Here is a 16010-nt window from a genome sequence, read left to right on the forward strand (position 1 = left end):
CCCGCCGAACCTGCAACGGCAGTGGTGAGCTGTCCCAAGCTGGGTGATCTGGCATCACGCGTTCAAGTTCAGTACTGGCTTCCCTCCCGAAGATGGATTTTCCGTTCAGCTATTAGCCACGCCTTGAGTACATCCACTCGGCGTGACGCTGGGCAGCCAATTCCATGAGCACCGAGCGTAGCGACTCTCGAGACCGCCCCCGGGTCTTCATTGCATGGCAGTTCGGGCATAGCGCGACCATCTGTTCAGGATTGTCACGGCCCCCTGCAGCGATCTCAACCACGTGGTCCACTTCCAAGATTGCCTGACCACTGTCTGTTACATCGGCGGGCTGCCCTCCGCAATCGGGGTTCTCGCAGCGGCCTCCGCTGCGCAAGAGCACTGCCTTGCGGGCATCCGCCAGCCGAACCGGACGATGAACGTTTTGCTCAACCCGGTTCCCGTACGTGCCGGATTCGAGTCGCTCCACGGACCTTACGAGTTCCTGGTAGCGGCGGTGACTGTCAGCGTTGCTCTCCGAACCAGTGGCCGGACCGGCAGCGTCCTGGACCCGGGTCTCATTCGTGCTCCGCTGGTGTCGCGGGCGCACCTCAGTGCCGCCGGCACCGCTGGGTGTTCCGCCAACAACCCCGTCGTCGACCGCACGGGGTCCGGGCACTGCAGCCACAGAGTCCTCCGGGTTCTGGTGTTGTACCGGCTCCTCCGAAACCGGCTGAGGAATCTTCTTTCCCTCCGGCGACGGGAGCACTCCCCCCTGGGCAGCTCCGCACGCAGGACCTCCGACTGCACCGTGGCGTGCTTCCGGCTCGATGGATGCGCCGCTCTGGCTGTGGTCCTCATTTTGGTCACCGGCGTCGGATGACATCGGTTGCGCATTCCCCTCCAGGGAAGCGAGTAGGTCAACCGCAGCCTGGTACTGCTCGCGAGCTAGTTCTACGTCGTTCAGCAACCAACGGAACCTCTCCTTTTCCCTCCCAAGCGACCCGGACTCTTCGGCCCGCCTCAGCCTCTTTTCCACCAATGCCAGAACCCTCTTGGCCCGTTCCACATCACGCCGGCGGATCTCGTGAACTGTCAGCAACGAGGGAGGCGGAACAAACCGGCGGCGCGGGCTCATGAGTGCTCCACAAGCAGGAAGGACGATTGAAAGAAGAACGGAGTGATCATCTCACTGTCCCTGAGCCCCGATCCACACCTCACAGGATGTCAGCGGCCCCTCCGGGCCGAGGTGACTCCGAGTAGTGGAGCCGGATTCCTTCGCGACTGCCGACCCGAAGGGCGACGGCGTCCACCACGCCATGCTCGGCATCGCCCGCCTGCACAACCTCGTCCTTGCCGGATGACGCAGAAACCAGCAGGCCACCGGGCATACCAGAGATCAATTACGGGACAGCCCTTATAGGATGTCCGGACGCGTCCATTCCCGTGAGCGCGCTGGACAACCGCTTTAGGAGAGCGGCTGGTGCGTTGGGCCGGTGACCTGGGGCTTCGGTGCCTGGTGAGATGTCCGGCAACTCGACTGTCAGACACTCTTGTTGACCGTGGCTGACCGCTGCATCTGGCACGGCAGTGGCACGGACCTCAGCCGACGACAGCCAGCCACGACGGTGGGCGCGTCGGCCGACCAGGCGCGCGTGTGCCTCGCTGCACCCCCACAGGCCTCCGCCACGCTGCCGCTGCCGTCGACCAGAGCAAGCCGCGACGGCCGTCCCGTAACGACGGTGCTTGAGCCCTCAGCTTGGGAACCTGCGACCACTTGGGGCTGGCGGGGGCTCTGACCAGAGCGAACGGTCAAGCTGCGCTCTCGTCGGGCTCGGCGGCTTTCACCGTGGCTATCTGCTGTTCCCCGCTCGGTCTGGTACGGGTGTGGTGCGCAACCGAGCAGAGTCAACCTTTCAACTGGTAGGTATCGCGGCCGTGGAAAAAGAGTCCTCCACGCATCGAGAGTGCGAGCCCCGAGGCCAGGAAACGTAGACGCACCACATGAAAGCAAAGTTCCCCGTATGGGGCATATCGGGATGTTTCTCCACTGTTGCACATCAGAAGTCTCCATGCCTTATAACTGTCATTCTAGACACCGATAGGGAGCGGCGATGAGGCTTCATTCTGTAGAATTTGAAAACTACCGGCGATTTCGGCAGAAGTGTTCCCTGATCGTTGACGACCCTATCGTCGCACTCGTTGGGCCTAATGAGGCTGGCAAGACTAGTATCCTGAATGCAATCACAAAGGGTGTCGACAAGAATTCATTCGACGTGAACGATATTTCTCAGGGCGTGGCTGACGTCGGCCCGAACCCACTAGCAACTTTCAAATTTCTGCTTGAAGATGACGACCTGGCGATAATTTCGGAGATCCCGCATTCGGAAACTCCCAAGTGGCTCTTTGTCAAACAATCCGCAGGACGGCGTTCTCTTACCCTTTCGCCGATGCCAGGTCGTGACCCTGAAGAAGGCAAGAAGGTGCAGGACCTTATCCAGTTGGCCATTTCGAACGGACGGGTTGCGGGAAAAGGTGAGGAAGAAAGAGGGTCGGGCCTAAGTTCTCAAGATCCTATTCATAGAGTTCTAATCCGCCTTCAGCGTGACCTCTCAGGCTTTGAGTCCATTAAAACGCGCCCCTTGAGTCCAGGGAAGCTCGAATCTGTCGACTTGACCTTGCAATACCTGGGTGTGGTGGTTCACGGTAACGCTGAGGCCTTTATCGGCGACCCCAATGCAAATGCTCAAATTACGGCAGATTTCTTGCGTGAAGTCAACGGAATCGAGCGAGGGAAATACGCACAAGCGCCGATGAAAGAGCTTGCAAGAGAGCTCTCCTCGCTGAAGACTTCACTGAGCGCCAATCCGCCAGCGAATGCGATCATGCTGGCTCTGATGGCGAGGATTCCGAAGATTGTAAAATTTACCGAGGAGGATAGAGCGCTTCCCGGCTCATTTGACCTTAGCCAGGGCGAGATGCCGAGATGTCTGTCCAGCCTTCTGCGCCTTGCGCGACTGGATGGTGCGGTCCTCACGGAGGCTGTGCTTAATGATCAGCATCTCAAAGTAGCAGAACTAGCTGACCAGGCTAATCTGGCACTAAGGGAGGCTTTTCAGGCATGGCGTCAAGACGCCGTATGGCCGAGTCTCTATATATCAAACCAAAAGCTCCATATTTTGGTGCGGGCGGCGCACGGCACTGCCTACACTGACCTGAGGGATAGAAGTGAGGGTTTCCGTCAGTTCATCGCGCTCGTGGCTTGTGTGAACGCGGCGCGATACTGGGAGAAGGATCACGATGGTGGCGTGATCGTCGTAATCGATGAGGCCGAAAATCATCTACATTATGACGCTCAGGCGGACTTGATTGACGTTTTTACTAAACAGCGCATAGTGAAGCAGATTATCTATTCCACCCATTCGGCGGGGTGTCTGCCGGAGGATATTGGCACCGGGGTCAGGGTTGTGCATCCTATTCCTGGTACTTCGACTAGCGTGATCAGAAATTGGTTCTGGAGCGAGGGTGCGGGCTTCTCTCCGCTCTTGATTTCCATGGGGGCAGCATCTTTGGCATTCGCCTCAGTGCGGCGAGTTGTCATGACTGAAGGCCCCAGTGACATGCTACTTCTGCCTTCTTTGCTTCGTGAAGCGACCGGCCTTGTGTCACTCGGATATCAGGTCGCCCCAGGGCTATCCGAGATTTCTCCCAGACTGGCTGGCGAACTTGACTTGGAAGCTGCACGCAGCTGCTTCTTGATGGATGGCGACCCAGGAGGAACTGCTCTTTCGCGGAAGCTGCAAGAGAGTGGAGTTCCTGAGGCGCGCATACTTTTTCTAGGTGGCGAGAAATCTGGCCTAGCGTTGGAGGATCTCATCGATGGTGACGTATATAGAGCTTGTGTCAATGAGCTGCTCGACGGGAATGGAAATAAGATCCCAGAAGCTTTTGAGCTTCCGTCGGGCTCTAGGCATTCAGCCGTTAAGAGTTGGTGCGAGCAGCGCGACATCTCGGTCCCTGGGAAGCGGCTACTGAGGTTGAACTCGTGATGTCGTGCTGTTGGTCAGGCGGGTCTGATGGCCAGGCCGGTCTCTGCGAGGCAGCCGTCTATGAGATGGGTGCGGTACTGGATGTGCCGTAGGCCGCGTCGGATGCGCCGGACGAGGTGTTCGGGAGTACTGAAGGCAACGTTGGAGAGCCAGCCGCGCCGCAGAAGTGACCAGATCCCTTCGACGGGGTTGAGGTCGGGTGCGTAGGGCGGCAGGTAGTAGATGGTCAGCCAGTCCCGGGTTTCCGCCCATTCCCGCAGATCAGCGGCTTTGTGGACGTTGAGGTTGTCCCAGATGAGCACGATGGGGCCGCCGAGCTGCTGATGTGCGGCGATCAGCAGGTCGCGGTAGTCGCGCCAGGAGAAGCTCTTGCGGCCGTCGCGCCGGCCGTCGTCCCGGCGCGGCCGGTAGATCAGCCGGGACCGATGGCCGGACTTGTAGCAGGTCAGCGCGGCGATCGACACTCGCCTGCGGGAACGGCCCCGGACCCGCACCACGGGGGTCCGGCCGCGCTGCGACCAGGTCTTCGCCTGCGGCGGCGTCATGGAGAGGCTCAGTCAAGATTTCCGTGACGGGGTGACGGAGCGTGATTTGAGTCAGGCCAGGAGGACTCGTTTGCGGAGTAGTGCGAAACCGGCTCTCCCATACATCTGTCGCTTCAGCATCTTGATCCGGTTGACGTGGCCTTCGACCGGGCCGGAACTCCAGGGCAGCGTGAGGCCCGCGGTGACAGCCTGGTGATCACGCCGGAGACCGTCGGCGAAGGCGTGCAGGACGGGTAGGTCATCTGCGTGGACGGCGTCTGTCCATGCTGGAAGGCTCTTTCCGCCGAGGTCGCAGACCATCCGCGCGAAGGCGTGCACGTGGTTGCGGACGGCAGTCAACTCCGGGCAGCGGCTGAGTACTTCGCCCAGCTGGCGTTCTTCGTCGTCGCGCAGGTGCTGGGGATTCCACATGATCCAGTTGGTGACCTGCTGTGGTTTGAGCACCGGGGCCGCAGACCGGATGGAGCCGAGGCCGGTGCGAAGCGGCCGGAGATAGCGTCGCACCGCTTGCGGGGTTCGTCCCGGGTAGCCCTGGGTCTGGATCTCCCTGAAGAGGCGGGCGGCATCGGTGCATCCTTCGTTCCAGCGCCGGATCAGGTAGGGCTTGTAGTCGTCCAGGCGTGTGGTGCGAAGGGAGCCTTCGATGAGGCCGTCGAGGTTCTTGCAGTGGGCATAGCGTTCCGCGGTGTGCCGGGCAAGGCTCAGCTCCCGCGCGATGGCGCTGATCGTCCATCCACGGGCCAGCAGTCGGTGAACCGCCTTGTGTCGCTCTCGTGTCCGGGTGACCAGCCACTTCTCCGTGCCGGTGTCCGGATTGAGCGTCGAGGGCGGAGCCGCGGCCATGCGCCGGTCCGACGGGGTGCTCACCTCAGGTCCTTGCAGACAGGATCGGTGAGCGATCACGGTGCGCTCGACAGCGGTGGCCAGGTTGTCCCATAAATGCCACCGGTCGGCCACCTGCAGCGCGCCCGGGGCGCCTGCGCGGGCCGCCTCGGCATAGGCGCCAGCTCGGTCCCGGCAGATCACCTCGATCCCCGGGTGTCCGGCCAGCCAGACAGCCACGGGTTCCTTCTCCCGGCGGGCAGCAGGTCGAGGACGGCATGGGACTCGACGTCGACGAACACCGTCCCGTATCTGCGCCCACGTCGGGTGGCGAAGTCATCCACTCCGAGCACCCGCGGTGAGGGAGGGCATGGGTCCGGCAGCGCCATCAGCACGTTCAACAACGTCACTCTGCTGACGGCGATGTGGAGTACGGCGGCAAGCCGGGCGCCGGCCCGGCCCGCAAGTGCCAGGGCAATCGCCTGCACCAGTACCGCCAGCACCACAGTGCGACGTCCGTAGCGGATGGTCAGGCCCTCGACCTGTTCGGCAAACGTACGACGCGCACAATCAGCGACATCGCAGAACAGCCGCCGTACTGACAAGTCGACGACCACCGGACACCCGCCCACGGCGGCGTCCGCCAGGTGTCTCCGATACCGACTGTGGACCCGGTACGAGCAAACACCGCACGACGGACATGGAAACGCACCGTCCAGGGTGCGGGCCTTGACCCGCACTACGCCGTCCTCCACCCACACGTGTTCCACCCGCACCTTCTCCAGATGCGGAAACACGATGCCCAGCAAGTCATCACACACGGCAGACCATGCCACCGGAATGACGCTCCGTCACCCCATCACGGAAATCTTGACTGAGCCCATGGAGAATCCGGCTTCGTCCTCGAAGACGATCCAGGCTCCACGGGCCGCCGCGAGTCTTCCGCGCACGGCCACACCTCCTTGACCCACCCCGCGACCGCGTCGTCGTCCCGTTCCATGGCCCGTCGGGCCGGGACCTGGCAGGACCACCCATTACGCACCAGGAGCTTGCGCACACCCTGAAGCGTGTAGGACAGGTGGAAGCGCCGGCCGATCACCGTCTTGACCCGCGCCAGCGTCCAACGCTGGTCTTCCCAGCCATGCGCGGCCGGCCCCTTGGCCAGCTCCGCCTCCAACTGTGTGAACTGCTTCTGGCTCAGCCTCGGAAGCGACGCCGGCCCCTGCGACCGCAGAGCCCGCGGACCGCCCTCGTCCCACATCTGACGCCACCGCTGTACCGACCGGACACTGACCCGCAGGTCCTTCGCGATCACCGAGCTCGCCTCACCCTGGGCGAACCTCTCGGCCGCCTTCAGCCGTAACTCCTCGCGGAACTGCTGCCGTTCGGCGGTCAGCCCGCCCCCTTGTGGATACCGCATGCCTTCGGTGATACCGCACGGGCAACGAGTCGTCAGCCCCTACGACTCCACGAGTTCAACCTCAGTAATTGCACAGACTCTTGCGAGAAGGGCACGCAAAGAGAAACTCCTGTCCCAGGAGCACGTGTCGACTGTGTGTGCACTGCACGCTGCTGTGGATGGGTTGCTCAATGGACGTTGATGATCACCATCCATGCCCGCCGCGATAGGTCAAAAGTGGCTCCGCAAAGCTGTGGAGCCGATCGCCCCAGCCACGATGTACCGCTTCTCTGGCATCAGGTGGCTGATTGCTGTTTCGCGGCACGGGCGCCGGCCGGGCTGGAGCCGGACGAAGGCAGGAGCGCAGGCCCGGCCGGGGGCCGGGCCGCGCGCGGGGAGCGGAGCGAGCCGCCTTGAACCAGTAGAGAAAGTTTGAATCACGCGCTACGGGAAGCTATGTCCGATCCCGGGTGATGCTTGACAGTTCGATCCCAGCTGATGGTTGACGGTGGCCGTGATCGGCTTTGCTGTGCGCGTCGTTGCGGCGTGTGGCGGGAGGCCGGGATTGGCTCTGGTGGAGTTGTCGGTTGTCGAGCAGAGATACCGGGCTGTGCTTGCGGTGCTGGCGGGCGCGACGGTGACGGAGGTCGCTGCGTCGCTCGGGGTGTCGCGGCAGACGGTGAGCGGGTGGAAGTCCCGGTATGAGGCCGAGGGGCTGGCGGGTCTGGCGGACCGGTCGCGTAGGCCGGCGTCGTGTCCGCATCAGGCGTCTGCGGAGGTGGAGGCGGCGGTGTGTGAGCTGCGGCGTCAGCATCCTCGGTGGGGTCCGCGACGGATCGCTCATGTGCTGGAGCGGTCCGGGGCGGTCAGCCCGGTGCCGTCGCGGATGACGGTGTATCGGATTCTGGTCCGTCACGGGCTGGTGGAGCCGGGTGTGCGGCGCCGGAAGCGGTCGGATTACAAGCGCTGGCAGCGGGATAGGCCGATGCAGCTGTGGCAGATGGACATCGTCGGCGGGGTGATGCTCGTCGACACGGTGACGGGTGAGCTGACTGAGGCGAAGGTCGTGACCGGGGTGGATGACCATTCCCGGTTCTGCGTGATCGCCTCGGTGGTGGAGCGGGCGACCGGCCGGGCGGTCTGTGCGGCGTTCGCCGGGGCTCTGCAGAGGTTCGGGGTGCCGGAGGAGGTGCTCACCGACAACGGCAAGCAGTTCACCGACCGGTTCGGACACGGTGGTGAGGTGTTGTTCGACCGGATCTGTCGGGAGAACGGGATCGCGCACCGCCTCACCCAGCCGGCGTCGCCGACCACGACGGGCAAGGTCGAGCGGTTCCATCAGACGCTGCGGCGTGAACTCCTGGACGACTGCGGTGCGTTCGAGAGCATCCAGGCTGCTCAGACGGCGCTGGACGCGTGGGTGCAGGAATACAACTGCGTGCGTCCGCATCAGGCGCTGGACATGCAGTCCCCGGGTGACCGGTTCACGCCGGTGCCTGAGGAAGAGCGGGATGTGCTCGGGCTGCGCGTTCCTGGGGTGCTGGCGCTGGTGCCGCAGCAGCGGACTTCCTCTGTGGTGCCCGATCCGGTCGAAACGGCGTCGGCTCCTGCTTCTCTTCCCGAGGTGGTGGTGCCGGTGGAGCTTGGTGGGCCGGTGGAGTTCGAGCGGGTGGTGCCTGCGAGTGGGAATCTGCAGGTCGCGGGGAAGCAGTTCTGGCTGGGGCCGTCCCGTTCGGGGCTGACGGTGACGTTCTGGGCGGACACATCGGTGATCCATCTGCTGGTCGCCGGGGCGCGGATCAAGAGTGTGCGGTCGCACCTGTCGGTGGCGGATCTCGTGCAGTTGGCCGCCCGGGGAGGTCGCGCGGCCGGTCCCTCTCCACTGCCTGCCGGGGACGGGGTGGCGTTCGAGGTGGACCGGGTGGTGAACAACAGCGGGCTGGTGAACCTGGGCGGGCGCCAGGTGCTGGCGGCGGAGATCCTCGGCGGCCGTCAGGTGGGCATCCGGATCGACGAGGAGACGCTGTCGTTCTTCGATCCGTCGTCGCGGGAGCTGCTGCGGGTGCGGCCCAACCCGCTCACCAGCGAGAAGGTGCAGGGGTTGCACGGCCTGCGGCCCGCGGGTCCGCCGCCCCGGCCCCGGGTGGAGCCGGTCCGCGTGCAGCGGCGGGTCAGCGCGGTGGGCACGGTCATGGTCTGCCGCCAGACCGTCTCCCTCGGCCGCCCCTACGCAGGCCAGACGGTGACCGTGCACGTGTCGGACACAACGATCACCGTCGAGCTGGACGGGCAGATCCGGGTCATCCGGCGCACGACCGACGTCCCGGTCCGTAACGTGAAAGCGAACAAGCCCCACGGGGCTTTCCAAGTTGTCTAGGCCCACCGTCAAACAACAGCTGGGACCAGAACGTCAGGCATCAGGTGGGACCCGACAGCTACGGGAAGCTAGATGATCTTGGTCGTGGCTCCTGCGCTGGATGCTGGGCCCTCGTGGTGTAGAACCCTGGGTATGGGGAGTGAGCGGCGAGAGCGGATGGCTGCGCTTGGGGCGCGTCTTCGTGCTCTGCGGGCGGATGCCGGTCTGACGGGTGCAGTTCTGGCGCAGCGAGCCGGTGTTGGGCAACCAACTGTGTCCAAGGTTGAGACCGGGCGGATGGTCCCCAGCTTCGATGTCCTCGACCGGCTCTCCCGGGCCCTGGGGCTCGATGAGCCGACCTTGGGTGAGGTGCGGGAGCTCCTGGCCGCTGTGGAAGCGGCAGTTGACACGGCTCCGCAGTCCGAGCCGGATGCGCTTCCCGGTGCCGTCCTGGATGGTGCGATCCGCGGGGCCCGGCTCGTGCGGTCGTTTCAGTGTGTGGTTCTGCCGGCCATGCTTCAGAGTGCCGAATACGCCCGTCACGCCTTCGCGAGTGCTCCCGATGCTGACCCCGAGTCCGTCGGCCGTGCCGTCGCTGCCCGTGTGGAGCGGCAGAGCGTTCTCTACGAGCCGGGACGTGAGTCCGTATTCGTCGTCACCGAGGGCGTGTTGCGGACCTGGCCCGGAACCCCGTCGCTCATGCTCGCCCAACTTGACCGTCTGCTCGCTGTCGAGAGCCTGACCACCGTGCGGCTCGGAGTGATCCCATGGGATCGGCCGGTACCGGTCATGCCCCGGCATGGCTTCACCCTGTGCGACCGGGGGGCCGTCGTGGTGGAGGCGTTTCGGGATGAGCGGGTCTCGCATGACCCGGATGAAGTCGCCTCGTACGAGGAAGTGTTCGGTTCCTTCGACGGCGCGGCCGTCTTCGGTGGTGAGGTGCGGGAACTGCTGTTGCGGGTGATGGAGGAGTTTCGCGGTCTGGCGGACGTCGTCACTCCATAGAGGAATAATTCCTATGGATGCCTTGGTTGTTGGTTCGCTCGGGGAATATTCTGCCTCTGTGCTGTCTAGCCCTCTAGACAAGGAGTCTTCCCATGTTCACCAAGTGGTGCCGCGCCTTCCCCGGGCTGCCGGATCAGGTAGCCGAAGCCCGTCACTTCGTCGCCGGCCTCCTCCAGGAACGGGGCGTTGCCGATGACGCGGTCCTGGTCGTGAGCGAGCTGGCGACCAATGCCGTCCGGCACACCCTCAGCGGTTCGGCCGGCGGCTGGTTCCTGGTGGTCGTCGCCTTCAGGGCGGACGGCGTGCGACTCGAAGTGGTCGACCAGGGCGGCGACAGCGTCCCCGAAATGTGCGACGTGGTCAGCCAAGACAGTGGCGGTCGCGGCTTGTGGCTCGTCTCGGCCTGCGCAAAGGACTGGGGCGTGAAGGATGTCCCGAGCGGGCGCACCGTGTGGGCCGACCTGATTGGGGACGGCGCCTGATGGGAGTCGGCCTGGCTCCCGCCATCCGCTGCAGCGTCGGTGGTAGCGGGTGAGCCCTCGGGGTGTACCTCGACGCAGGTCCGGCTTCTACGTGATCGGCGCTCACTCGGGCCGCCTGCTTCCGCCTTTTCTGTCTAGGGGCCTAGACTTCGGAGGAGTCCTAGGAGGTGAAGGCATGTCGGACGAGTTGCGACGGATCATGTCGATTGATGATCCGTACCTGCTCCTGCGTGAGGTCACGACCCGGTTGGCAGACGCTCAGCAGGAGGTGACAGAGCTGGCGCGGCTTCGCCGGCGGGTGGTTCAGGACCTTCACGCGCAAGGGCTCTCGTACGCGCAGATCGCTGAGAAGGCTGGTCTGAGCCGTGGCCGGATTCACCAGATCCGCCACACTGGCCCGGCCCCCGAAGGTGCCTTCTTCGGTGCGGGCATCGTCACGGTGGTCACTCCGCTGCGGGCGGACGACGCGAAGAAGCGCACGGTCGTCGCCATGGATGACATGAACTCGGGCAAGCGTCTCGAAGACCTGGCGAAGTCCTACAGCCTCGATGTCGCCACCGGCAACGTGCTCGTGAGCGGTGAAGTCAACCTCAACCGAGACGGCCTGATCGTCGTCTGCGGTCCAGGCATGTCCGAGGACATGCGCGAGCTGTACGCCCAGGACCCGGTTCTCAGCTGGCAGCACGAGGACGGCGAACCCTGGACGCTGCTGGACCGGCGGACTGGCACCATTCACCGCTCCGGGCAGGACGGTGATCCGGCTCGCCCACACGACGTGGGATACCTCGGCCGGCTGCCCCGCCCGGACGGCAAGGGGTCGGTGCTCGCCATTGCCGGTATCCACACCCAAGGCTCCCTCGGCGCGGTCCAGTTGCTGGCATCGGATCTCAATGCCCTGTGGGGGCAGGTGGGGGACCGCCGGTTCTCCACGCTCGTCGGCGTCGAGTACGACCCTGAGACCAGCGAGCCGCAGTCCGTAGAGCTGGTCTGCCCGCTGTACCTGCACGACGAGGAGACCGGGGCGTGAGAGTCGCCCTCGGCTCCCTCCCCTCCGAACCAGGCCAGGAGAACGAGGACTTCGCCGCCGTCGCTCCCGGTGCTGCCGTCCTCCTCGACGGCGCCGGGGTGGCGGGGGCTGAGACCGGATGCGTGCACAGCATCGCGTGGTTCTCCGGGACCCTGGGCGCGCTGTTGCTACGAGCCGCCACCGCGGATCCGCAACGCCCCCTCGCCGACTGCTTGGCCGACTCCATCGCCTCGGTTCGAGCCCTGCACGACGACAGCTGTGACCTGACCTACCGGGCCAGTCCCACCAGCACGGTCGTGGCGGTCCGGGCCGGTGACAAGGAACTGGAGTACCTCGTCCTGGGTGACTCCTCCCTGCTGCTCGGCGAGAAGGGCGGGGGCTGCGCGGTCGTCACTGACCGGCGCCTGGACGAGGTCGGCAAGTCTCTTCGGGGCCCGGTCGACGCGCATCCCACCGGCTCACCCGAGCACGCTGCCGCGCTGGCCGAGTACCGCGACGCGCTGACCGGTCTGCGTAACAGGCCGGGCGGCTTCTGGATCGCCGGCCCCGACCCCCGGGCGGCTGAGCACGCACTGACCGGGTCCGTGCCGCTCGACTCCCTCAACTCCGTGAGTCTCCTGAGCGACGGGGCCACACGACTCGTGGACCGCTTCGAACTCGCCGACTGGGCAACGGTGTTGAGCATTCTCAACACGTCAGGGCCGGACGAGTTGATCCGCACGGTCCGGGACGCTGAGGCCGGTGACCCGCACGGTGGGCGCTGGCCGCGCGGCAAGGCTCAGGATGATGCGACGGCCCTTCACTGGGTGCTGACGTAGGGCCGTTCGGGTTCGGTCGCCGCACTCCTCGTATACCCCCCTAGACAGTTGATGGGCTGTCGGGTTACTGTTGGCGTCAACCCCCCTAGACAGTTCGGGTGGGCCGCCTCTCTGCTGTCTAGGGGGGTATTCAGGCCGGATCGGCGTCGCGAGAGGCGCCACCAACCAAGTGAGGTTCGAAGAATGCGTGTCATCCCCGTCGACACTTCCGCCGCGACGCTGCTGGTCACAAAGCTGCCCGAGACCAAGGTGAAGGACCGTCAGACCGGTGAGATCGCCGTGGACCCGGTGACCAACGCCCGGCTCATGGTGCTGGAACTGGTGTTCATCGCGTCGGGCGGTTCCGACATGATCAAGGTGACGGTGCCGGAGCCGGGCATCGGTGAGGGTCTGGTCATGGGCGCCCCGGTCGTCCTGTCCGGCCTGGTGGCCCGGCCCTGGGAGAGTGAGTTCGGCGGCCGTGCCCGCCACGGCATCGCTTACCGGGCCGACGCGGTCATGGTCAACGCTCCGGCTTCGGTGCAGGGCTGAGCGCCATGACCGATTCCGTCTGGACACTGATCCTGGTGCTGCTGGCACTGGCCGCGCTGCTCGTGATGCGTCGGCGGACGCCGGTCCTGTTCTGGTGGCTCATCGGGTACCCGGTCATCGCCCTGCGCGTACTCGCCTCGTACCGGGCGACCATGGACGCCTGCGGCCTGACGGTTCCGGCTTCGGCCGTCCGTCGGGCCACGGCCCGGATGATCGGGCGGGAAGCGGCCCCGGTGCCGCCCCGGCGGTCTCTGCCCCGCCCGACCGGGTCCGGCCTCGTGATGCAGTTGCGTATGGCGGCCGGGCAGGCGCCCGAGGACTTCACCGCGTCGGCCGACCGGCTACGGCATGCCTGGGGCGCTCATGCCGTGCACATCCGCCCCACCAAGCCGGGACGGCTCGAACTGCGCCTGATCGGCTGGGACGTGCTCGCCGACGTACGCCCCGCCCGTCGCTGGCGGGGGAGTGGTCCGCTCACCCTCCCGCTGGCTCTGCGGGAAGACGGTCACTGGCACGTACGGGACTTCCGCACCGTGCCGCACGAACTGATCCTCGGCGCCACGCAGTCGGGCAAGTCCGTGTACCTGCGCAACCTGCTGTGCGGCCTCGCCCGGCAACCCGTTGCCCTCGTCGGCATCGACTGCAAATGGGGCGTTGAACTGGCGCCGTTCGCGCCCCGACTGTCGGCCCTCGCCGACACCTCGGACCGTGCCAACGACATCCTTGACGCCCTGCTGGAGGAAATGGAGGCACGGTTCCGGCTCATCGGCCTGTCGAGCGTGGCCGGTCCGGACGCCGTGCTCACCTCCGACGTATGGGGGCTGCCCGACGAGGCGCGCCCGGTGCCGGTCGTGGTCGTCGTCGACGAGGTCGCGGAACTCTTCCTCGCCGCGAGTCGCGACGACGAGAAGCGACGCGATGCCATGGTCACCAAGCTCATCCGCCTCGCCCAGCTCGGCCGCGCGGCCGGCATCTACCTGGAAGTCTGCGGGCAGCGCTTCGGCTCCGAACTCGGCAAGGGCGCGACCATGCTGCGCGCCCAGCTCACCGGCCGTATCTGCCACCGCGTCAACGACGAGACCTCGGCGAACATGGCACTTGCCGACATCGCCCCCGAAGCGGCCTTGGCCGCCACGTCCATCCCGGCCGAACGCCCCGGCGTCGCGGTCGTCGGCGACTCCTCCGGCGGTTGGTCCCGCGTCCGCTCGCCCCACCTCACCCTTGACGAAGCGGCGGCCGTCTGCCGCGACACATCCAGCCTCGTCCCGGACCTGCCCCGACTCGCCGCCTTCCGGCCCGCCGTCGCGATGACGCCCGTCGAGTCGACGCCGTCTCCCGCTACCGCACCCGCCGCCCGACCGGTCACCGAGTAGCCGCACCGTCCCTCCCCGGTCGGCGTGACCGTCTCACGCCAAGGTCCCTACCCCTCCCATGCCAGAAACCGGAAGGAGACGAGCCGATGCGCGCCCAACTCGCCCGCCTGGACGCCGTGATCATTCAAGCCGTCATCGCGGGCGCCCTGTCCTTCTCCCACCTCCACGACCTTGCCGATGCGGCTGGGCAAGGCGGCTGGAAGGCATGGGCCTACCCCATCAGCGTTGACCTCCTCCTGGTCGCCGCCTGGCGGAAGATGCGCGAACAGCAGCGGGCCGGACAACCGGCCGGGGGCCCACGTCTGTGGTTCCTCGTCGCCCTCGCCGCATCCCTCGGCGCCAACGTCGCCACCGCCGGGCTCCTCGACCTCGACCACGTCCCCGCCTGGCTCCGCGTCGTCGTCGCGGGCTGGCCGGCCGTCGCCTTCTTCGGCGGCACGCTCCTCGCTCACGCCCCCAACCACCCCCAGGAATCACCAGCAGTCCCGACCCTGCCGACGAAGGGCCCGCACGACGAACCCCACTCCGCTCCGGCCGCCGTCGACCCGCCAGACCGAGACCTCCTCCCGGAACCGTCGACAGTCCCGGCCCGCACACCCGCTCCTCAGCCCACCACCAACGAACCGGCCACAACAGCCGAACCGGATGACCTCACCCCCGACCGCGCCCAGACGCCCGTACCCGCCGTCGCGCTGCCTCCTGCCCTCGTCGACCGCGTCCGCGCCCTCGCCGACGAACACCACTCGGCCACCGGCCACCCGGCCGACCCCGACGCCGTACGCGCCCGACTCGGCCTGCCCCCGTCCATGACCGCATCCGTCGCCGCCCACCTCTGAGAAAGAGGAGCCCGCCATGAATCGGCGCTTCCGCAACGTCCGCCGTATCGGCCCCGTGAACGTCGCCTCGTTCGTCGAACGCGGCAAGCACCGCCACTTGGCCGCCTGCACCGCGCCCCGCTGCGACTTCTCCGCCGAGCACGACTCCCGCGCCGCCGCCGAACTCGCCGCCCGCACCCACCGCTGCCCGGCCTGACAGGAGACCAACCCCATGGACGTACCGCTCTGGCTCGCCCTGCTCTGCGTCGGGGTCCTGGGCGTCAAGCTCATCCGCCCGCCCTGGTGGCTCATCACCGTGCTGCTCCTCGGCGGCTACCTCATCGCCGACAGCCTGCTCGCCCCCGTCATCAACTCCCTCGTCAAGTAACCACCGAAGGAGACCCGCCCATGTTCCAGCCGAAGATCCCGACCATGCCGCAGCCGACCGGCCTGGTCACCCCGCCCGCAGTCGTCGAGCTGGCCGCCGTCGCCCCCGCCGCCCCAATCCCGCAGCTGGCTCCCGCCGCGGCTCCGGCCCCCTCCCGGCCCGCCATTCAGCTCACCCCCGGGACCGCACTCGCCCTCGTCGGCGGCGGCACCGCCGTGGTCCTGGTCGTCGGCGCCGTCCTCGTCTCCATGCTCCTCGCCGTCGCCGTCACGGCCACCTCGACCGCCGTCTGTGCCGTCGTCGTCCGCTCCCTCCTCACCCGCCGCTGACTCAACGGCTCCACCTGTGCTCAGCCTGCCCACGCTGTCTAGCCCCCTGGACGGCGTGGGTGGCGGGCGCGAAGACCTGATCCCTGGCAGGA

The 16010-nt window shown here is 66.1% G+C and carries 13 protein-coding genes and 4 pseudogenes; 13 read left to right on the forward strand and 4 right to left on the reverse strand.

Features of this window, described 5'->3' with window-relative positions; translation table 11 throughout:
* Positions 1–112: 112 nt before the first annotated feature.
* Positions 113–1117: an HNH endonuclease gene (locus tag STRBO_RS45830; protein WP_078531558.1), complete on the reverse strand. Its 1005-nt coding sequence runs from the start codon at positions 1115–1117 to the stop codon at positions 113–115.
* 138 nt (positions 1118–1255) lie between these two features.
* Here STRBO_RS45830 and STRBO_RS42660 point away from each other — a divergent pair.
* Positions 1256–1343: pseudogene (locus STRBO_RS42660) on the forward strand (IS5/IS1182 family transposase); the annotation flags it as partial.
* A 750-nt stretch (positions 1344–2093) separates the two neighbouring features.
* Positions 2094–4028: an AAA family ATPase gene (locus STRBO_RS41220; RefSeq protein WP_005483809.1), complete on the forward strand. Its 1935-nt coding sequence runs from the start codon at positions 2094–2096 to the stop codon at positions 4026–4028.
* A 14-nt stretch (positions 4029–4042) separates the two neighbouring features.
* On the opposite strand, the pseudogene STRBO_RS0102480 reads toward STRBO_RS41220, so the two are convergent.
* The 3 pseudogenes from STRBO_RS0102480 to STRBO_RS0102490 form a co-directional block, all read right to left on the reverse strand.
* Positions 4043–4576 (reverse strand): annotated as a pseudogene (locus STRBO_RS0102480) (transposase); the annotation flags it as partial.
* A 48-nt stretch (positions 4577–4624) separates the two neighbouring features.
* Positions 4625–6216 (reverse strand): annotated as a pseudogene (locus STRBO_RS45835) (ISL3 family transposase).
* 60 nt (positions 6217–6276) lie between these two features.
* Positions 6277–6815: pseudogene (locus STRBO_RS0102490) on the reverse strand (winged helix-turn-helix domain-containing protein); the annotation flags it as partial.
* Positions 6816–7359: 544 nt separating this feature from the next.
* On the opposite strand from STRBO_RS0102490, the gene STRBO_RS0102495 reads away from it, so the two are divergent.
* From STRBO_RS0102495 to STRBO_RS0102545, 11 genes are all read left to right on the forward strand, one after another.
* Positions 7360–9171 carry an IS481 family transposase gene (locus STRBO_RS0102495; RefSeq protein WP_020113726.1) on the forward strand — a complete coding sequence of 604 codons (1812 nt, stop codon included), beginning with the start codon at positions 7360–7362 and terminating at the stop codon, positions 9169–9171.
* A 132-nt stretch (positions 9172–9303) separates the two neighbouring features.
* Positions 9304–10155 (forward strand): helix-turn-helix domain-containing protein, encoded by an 852-nt coding sequence (locus STRBO_RS0102500; protein WP_078531373.1) that lies wholly within the window; start codon positions 9304–9306, stop codon positions 10153–10155.
* Positions 10156–10247: 92 nt separating this feature from the next.
* Positions 10248–10637, forward strand: coding sequence for an ATP-binding protein (locus STRBO_RS0102505; protein WP_005476074.1), 390 nt, complete (start codon positions 10248–10250; stop codon positions 10635–10637).
* Positions 10638–10812: 175 nt separating this feature from the next.
* Entirely contained in the window at positions 10813–11664 is an 852-nt protein-coding gene (locus STRBO_RS0102510) for a sigma factor-like helix-turn-helix DNA-binding protein (RefSeq protein WP_005476072.1), read from the forward strand.
* The gene (locus STRBO_RS0102515; protein ID WP_005476071.1) at positions 11661–12482 is read left to right on the forward strand and encodes a hypothetical protein; all 822 of its coding nucleotides are present in this window, start codon (positions 11661–11663) and stop codon (positions 12480–12482) included. Before STRBO_RS0102510 ends, STRBO_RS0102515 begins: the two co-directional genes overlap by 4 nt.
* A gap of 183 nt (positions 12483–12665) precedes the next feature.
* Positions 12666–13013, forward strand: coding sequence for an SCO3933 family regulatory protein (locus STRBO_RS0102520; RefSeq protein ID WP_005476070.1), 348 nt, complete (start codon positions 12666–12668; stop codon positions 13011–13013).
* Between the two features lie 5 nt (positions 13014–13018).
* Complete coding sequence (locus STRBO_RS0102525; RefSeq protein ID WP_005476069.1) at positions 13019–14386, forward strand: FtsK/SpoIIIE domain-containing protein; 1368 nt, start codon at positions 13019–13021, stop codon at positions 14384–14386.
* An 86-nt stretch (positions 14387–14472) separates the two neighbouring features.
* Entirely contained in the window at positions 14473–15222 is a 750-nt protein-coding gene (locus STRBO_RS0102530) for a DUF2637 domain-containing protein (RefSeq protein WP_005476068.1), read from the forward strand.
* A gap of 16 nt (positions 15223–15238) precedes the next feature.
* Positions 15239–15418: a mobile element transfer protein gene (locus STRBO_RS0102535; protein WP_005476067.1), complete on the forward strand. Its 180-nt coding sequence runs from the start codon at positions 15239–15241 to the stop codon at positions 15416–15418.
* Between the two features lie 15 nt (positions 15419–15433).
* The gene (locus tag STRBO_RS42665; RefSeq protein ID WP_005476066.1) at positions 15434–15589 is read left to right on the forward strand and encodes a hypothetical protein; all 156 of its coding nucleotides are present in this window, start codon (positions 15434–15436) and stop codon (positions 15587–15589) included.
* Between the two features lie 20 nt (positions 15590–15609).
* Positions 15610–15918 (forward strand): hypothetical protein, encoded by a 309-nt coding sequence (locus STRBO_RS0102545; protein ID WP_005476064.1) that lies wholly within the window; start codon positions 15610–15612, stop codon positions 15916–15918.
* The last annotated feature ends 92 nt before the right edge of the window (positions 15919–16010 follow it).

The organism is Streptomyces bottropensis ATCC 25435, from assembly GCF_000383595.1.
GTDB lineage: Bacteria > Actinomycetota > Actinomycetes > Streptomycetales > Streptomycetaceae > Streptomyces > Streptomyces bottropensis.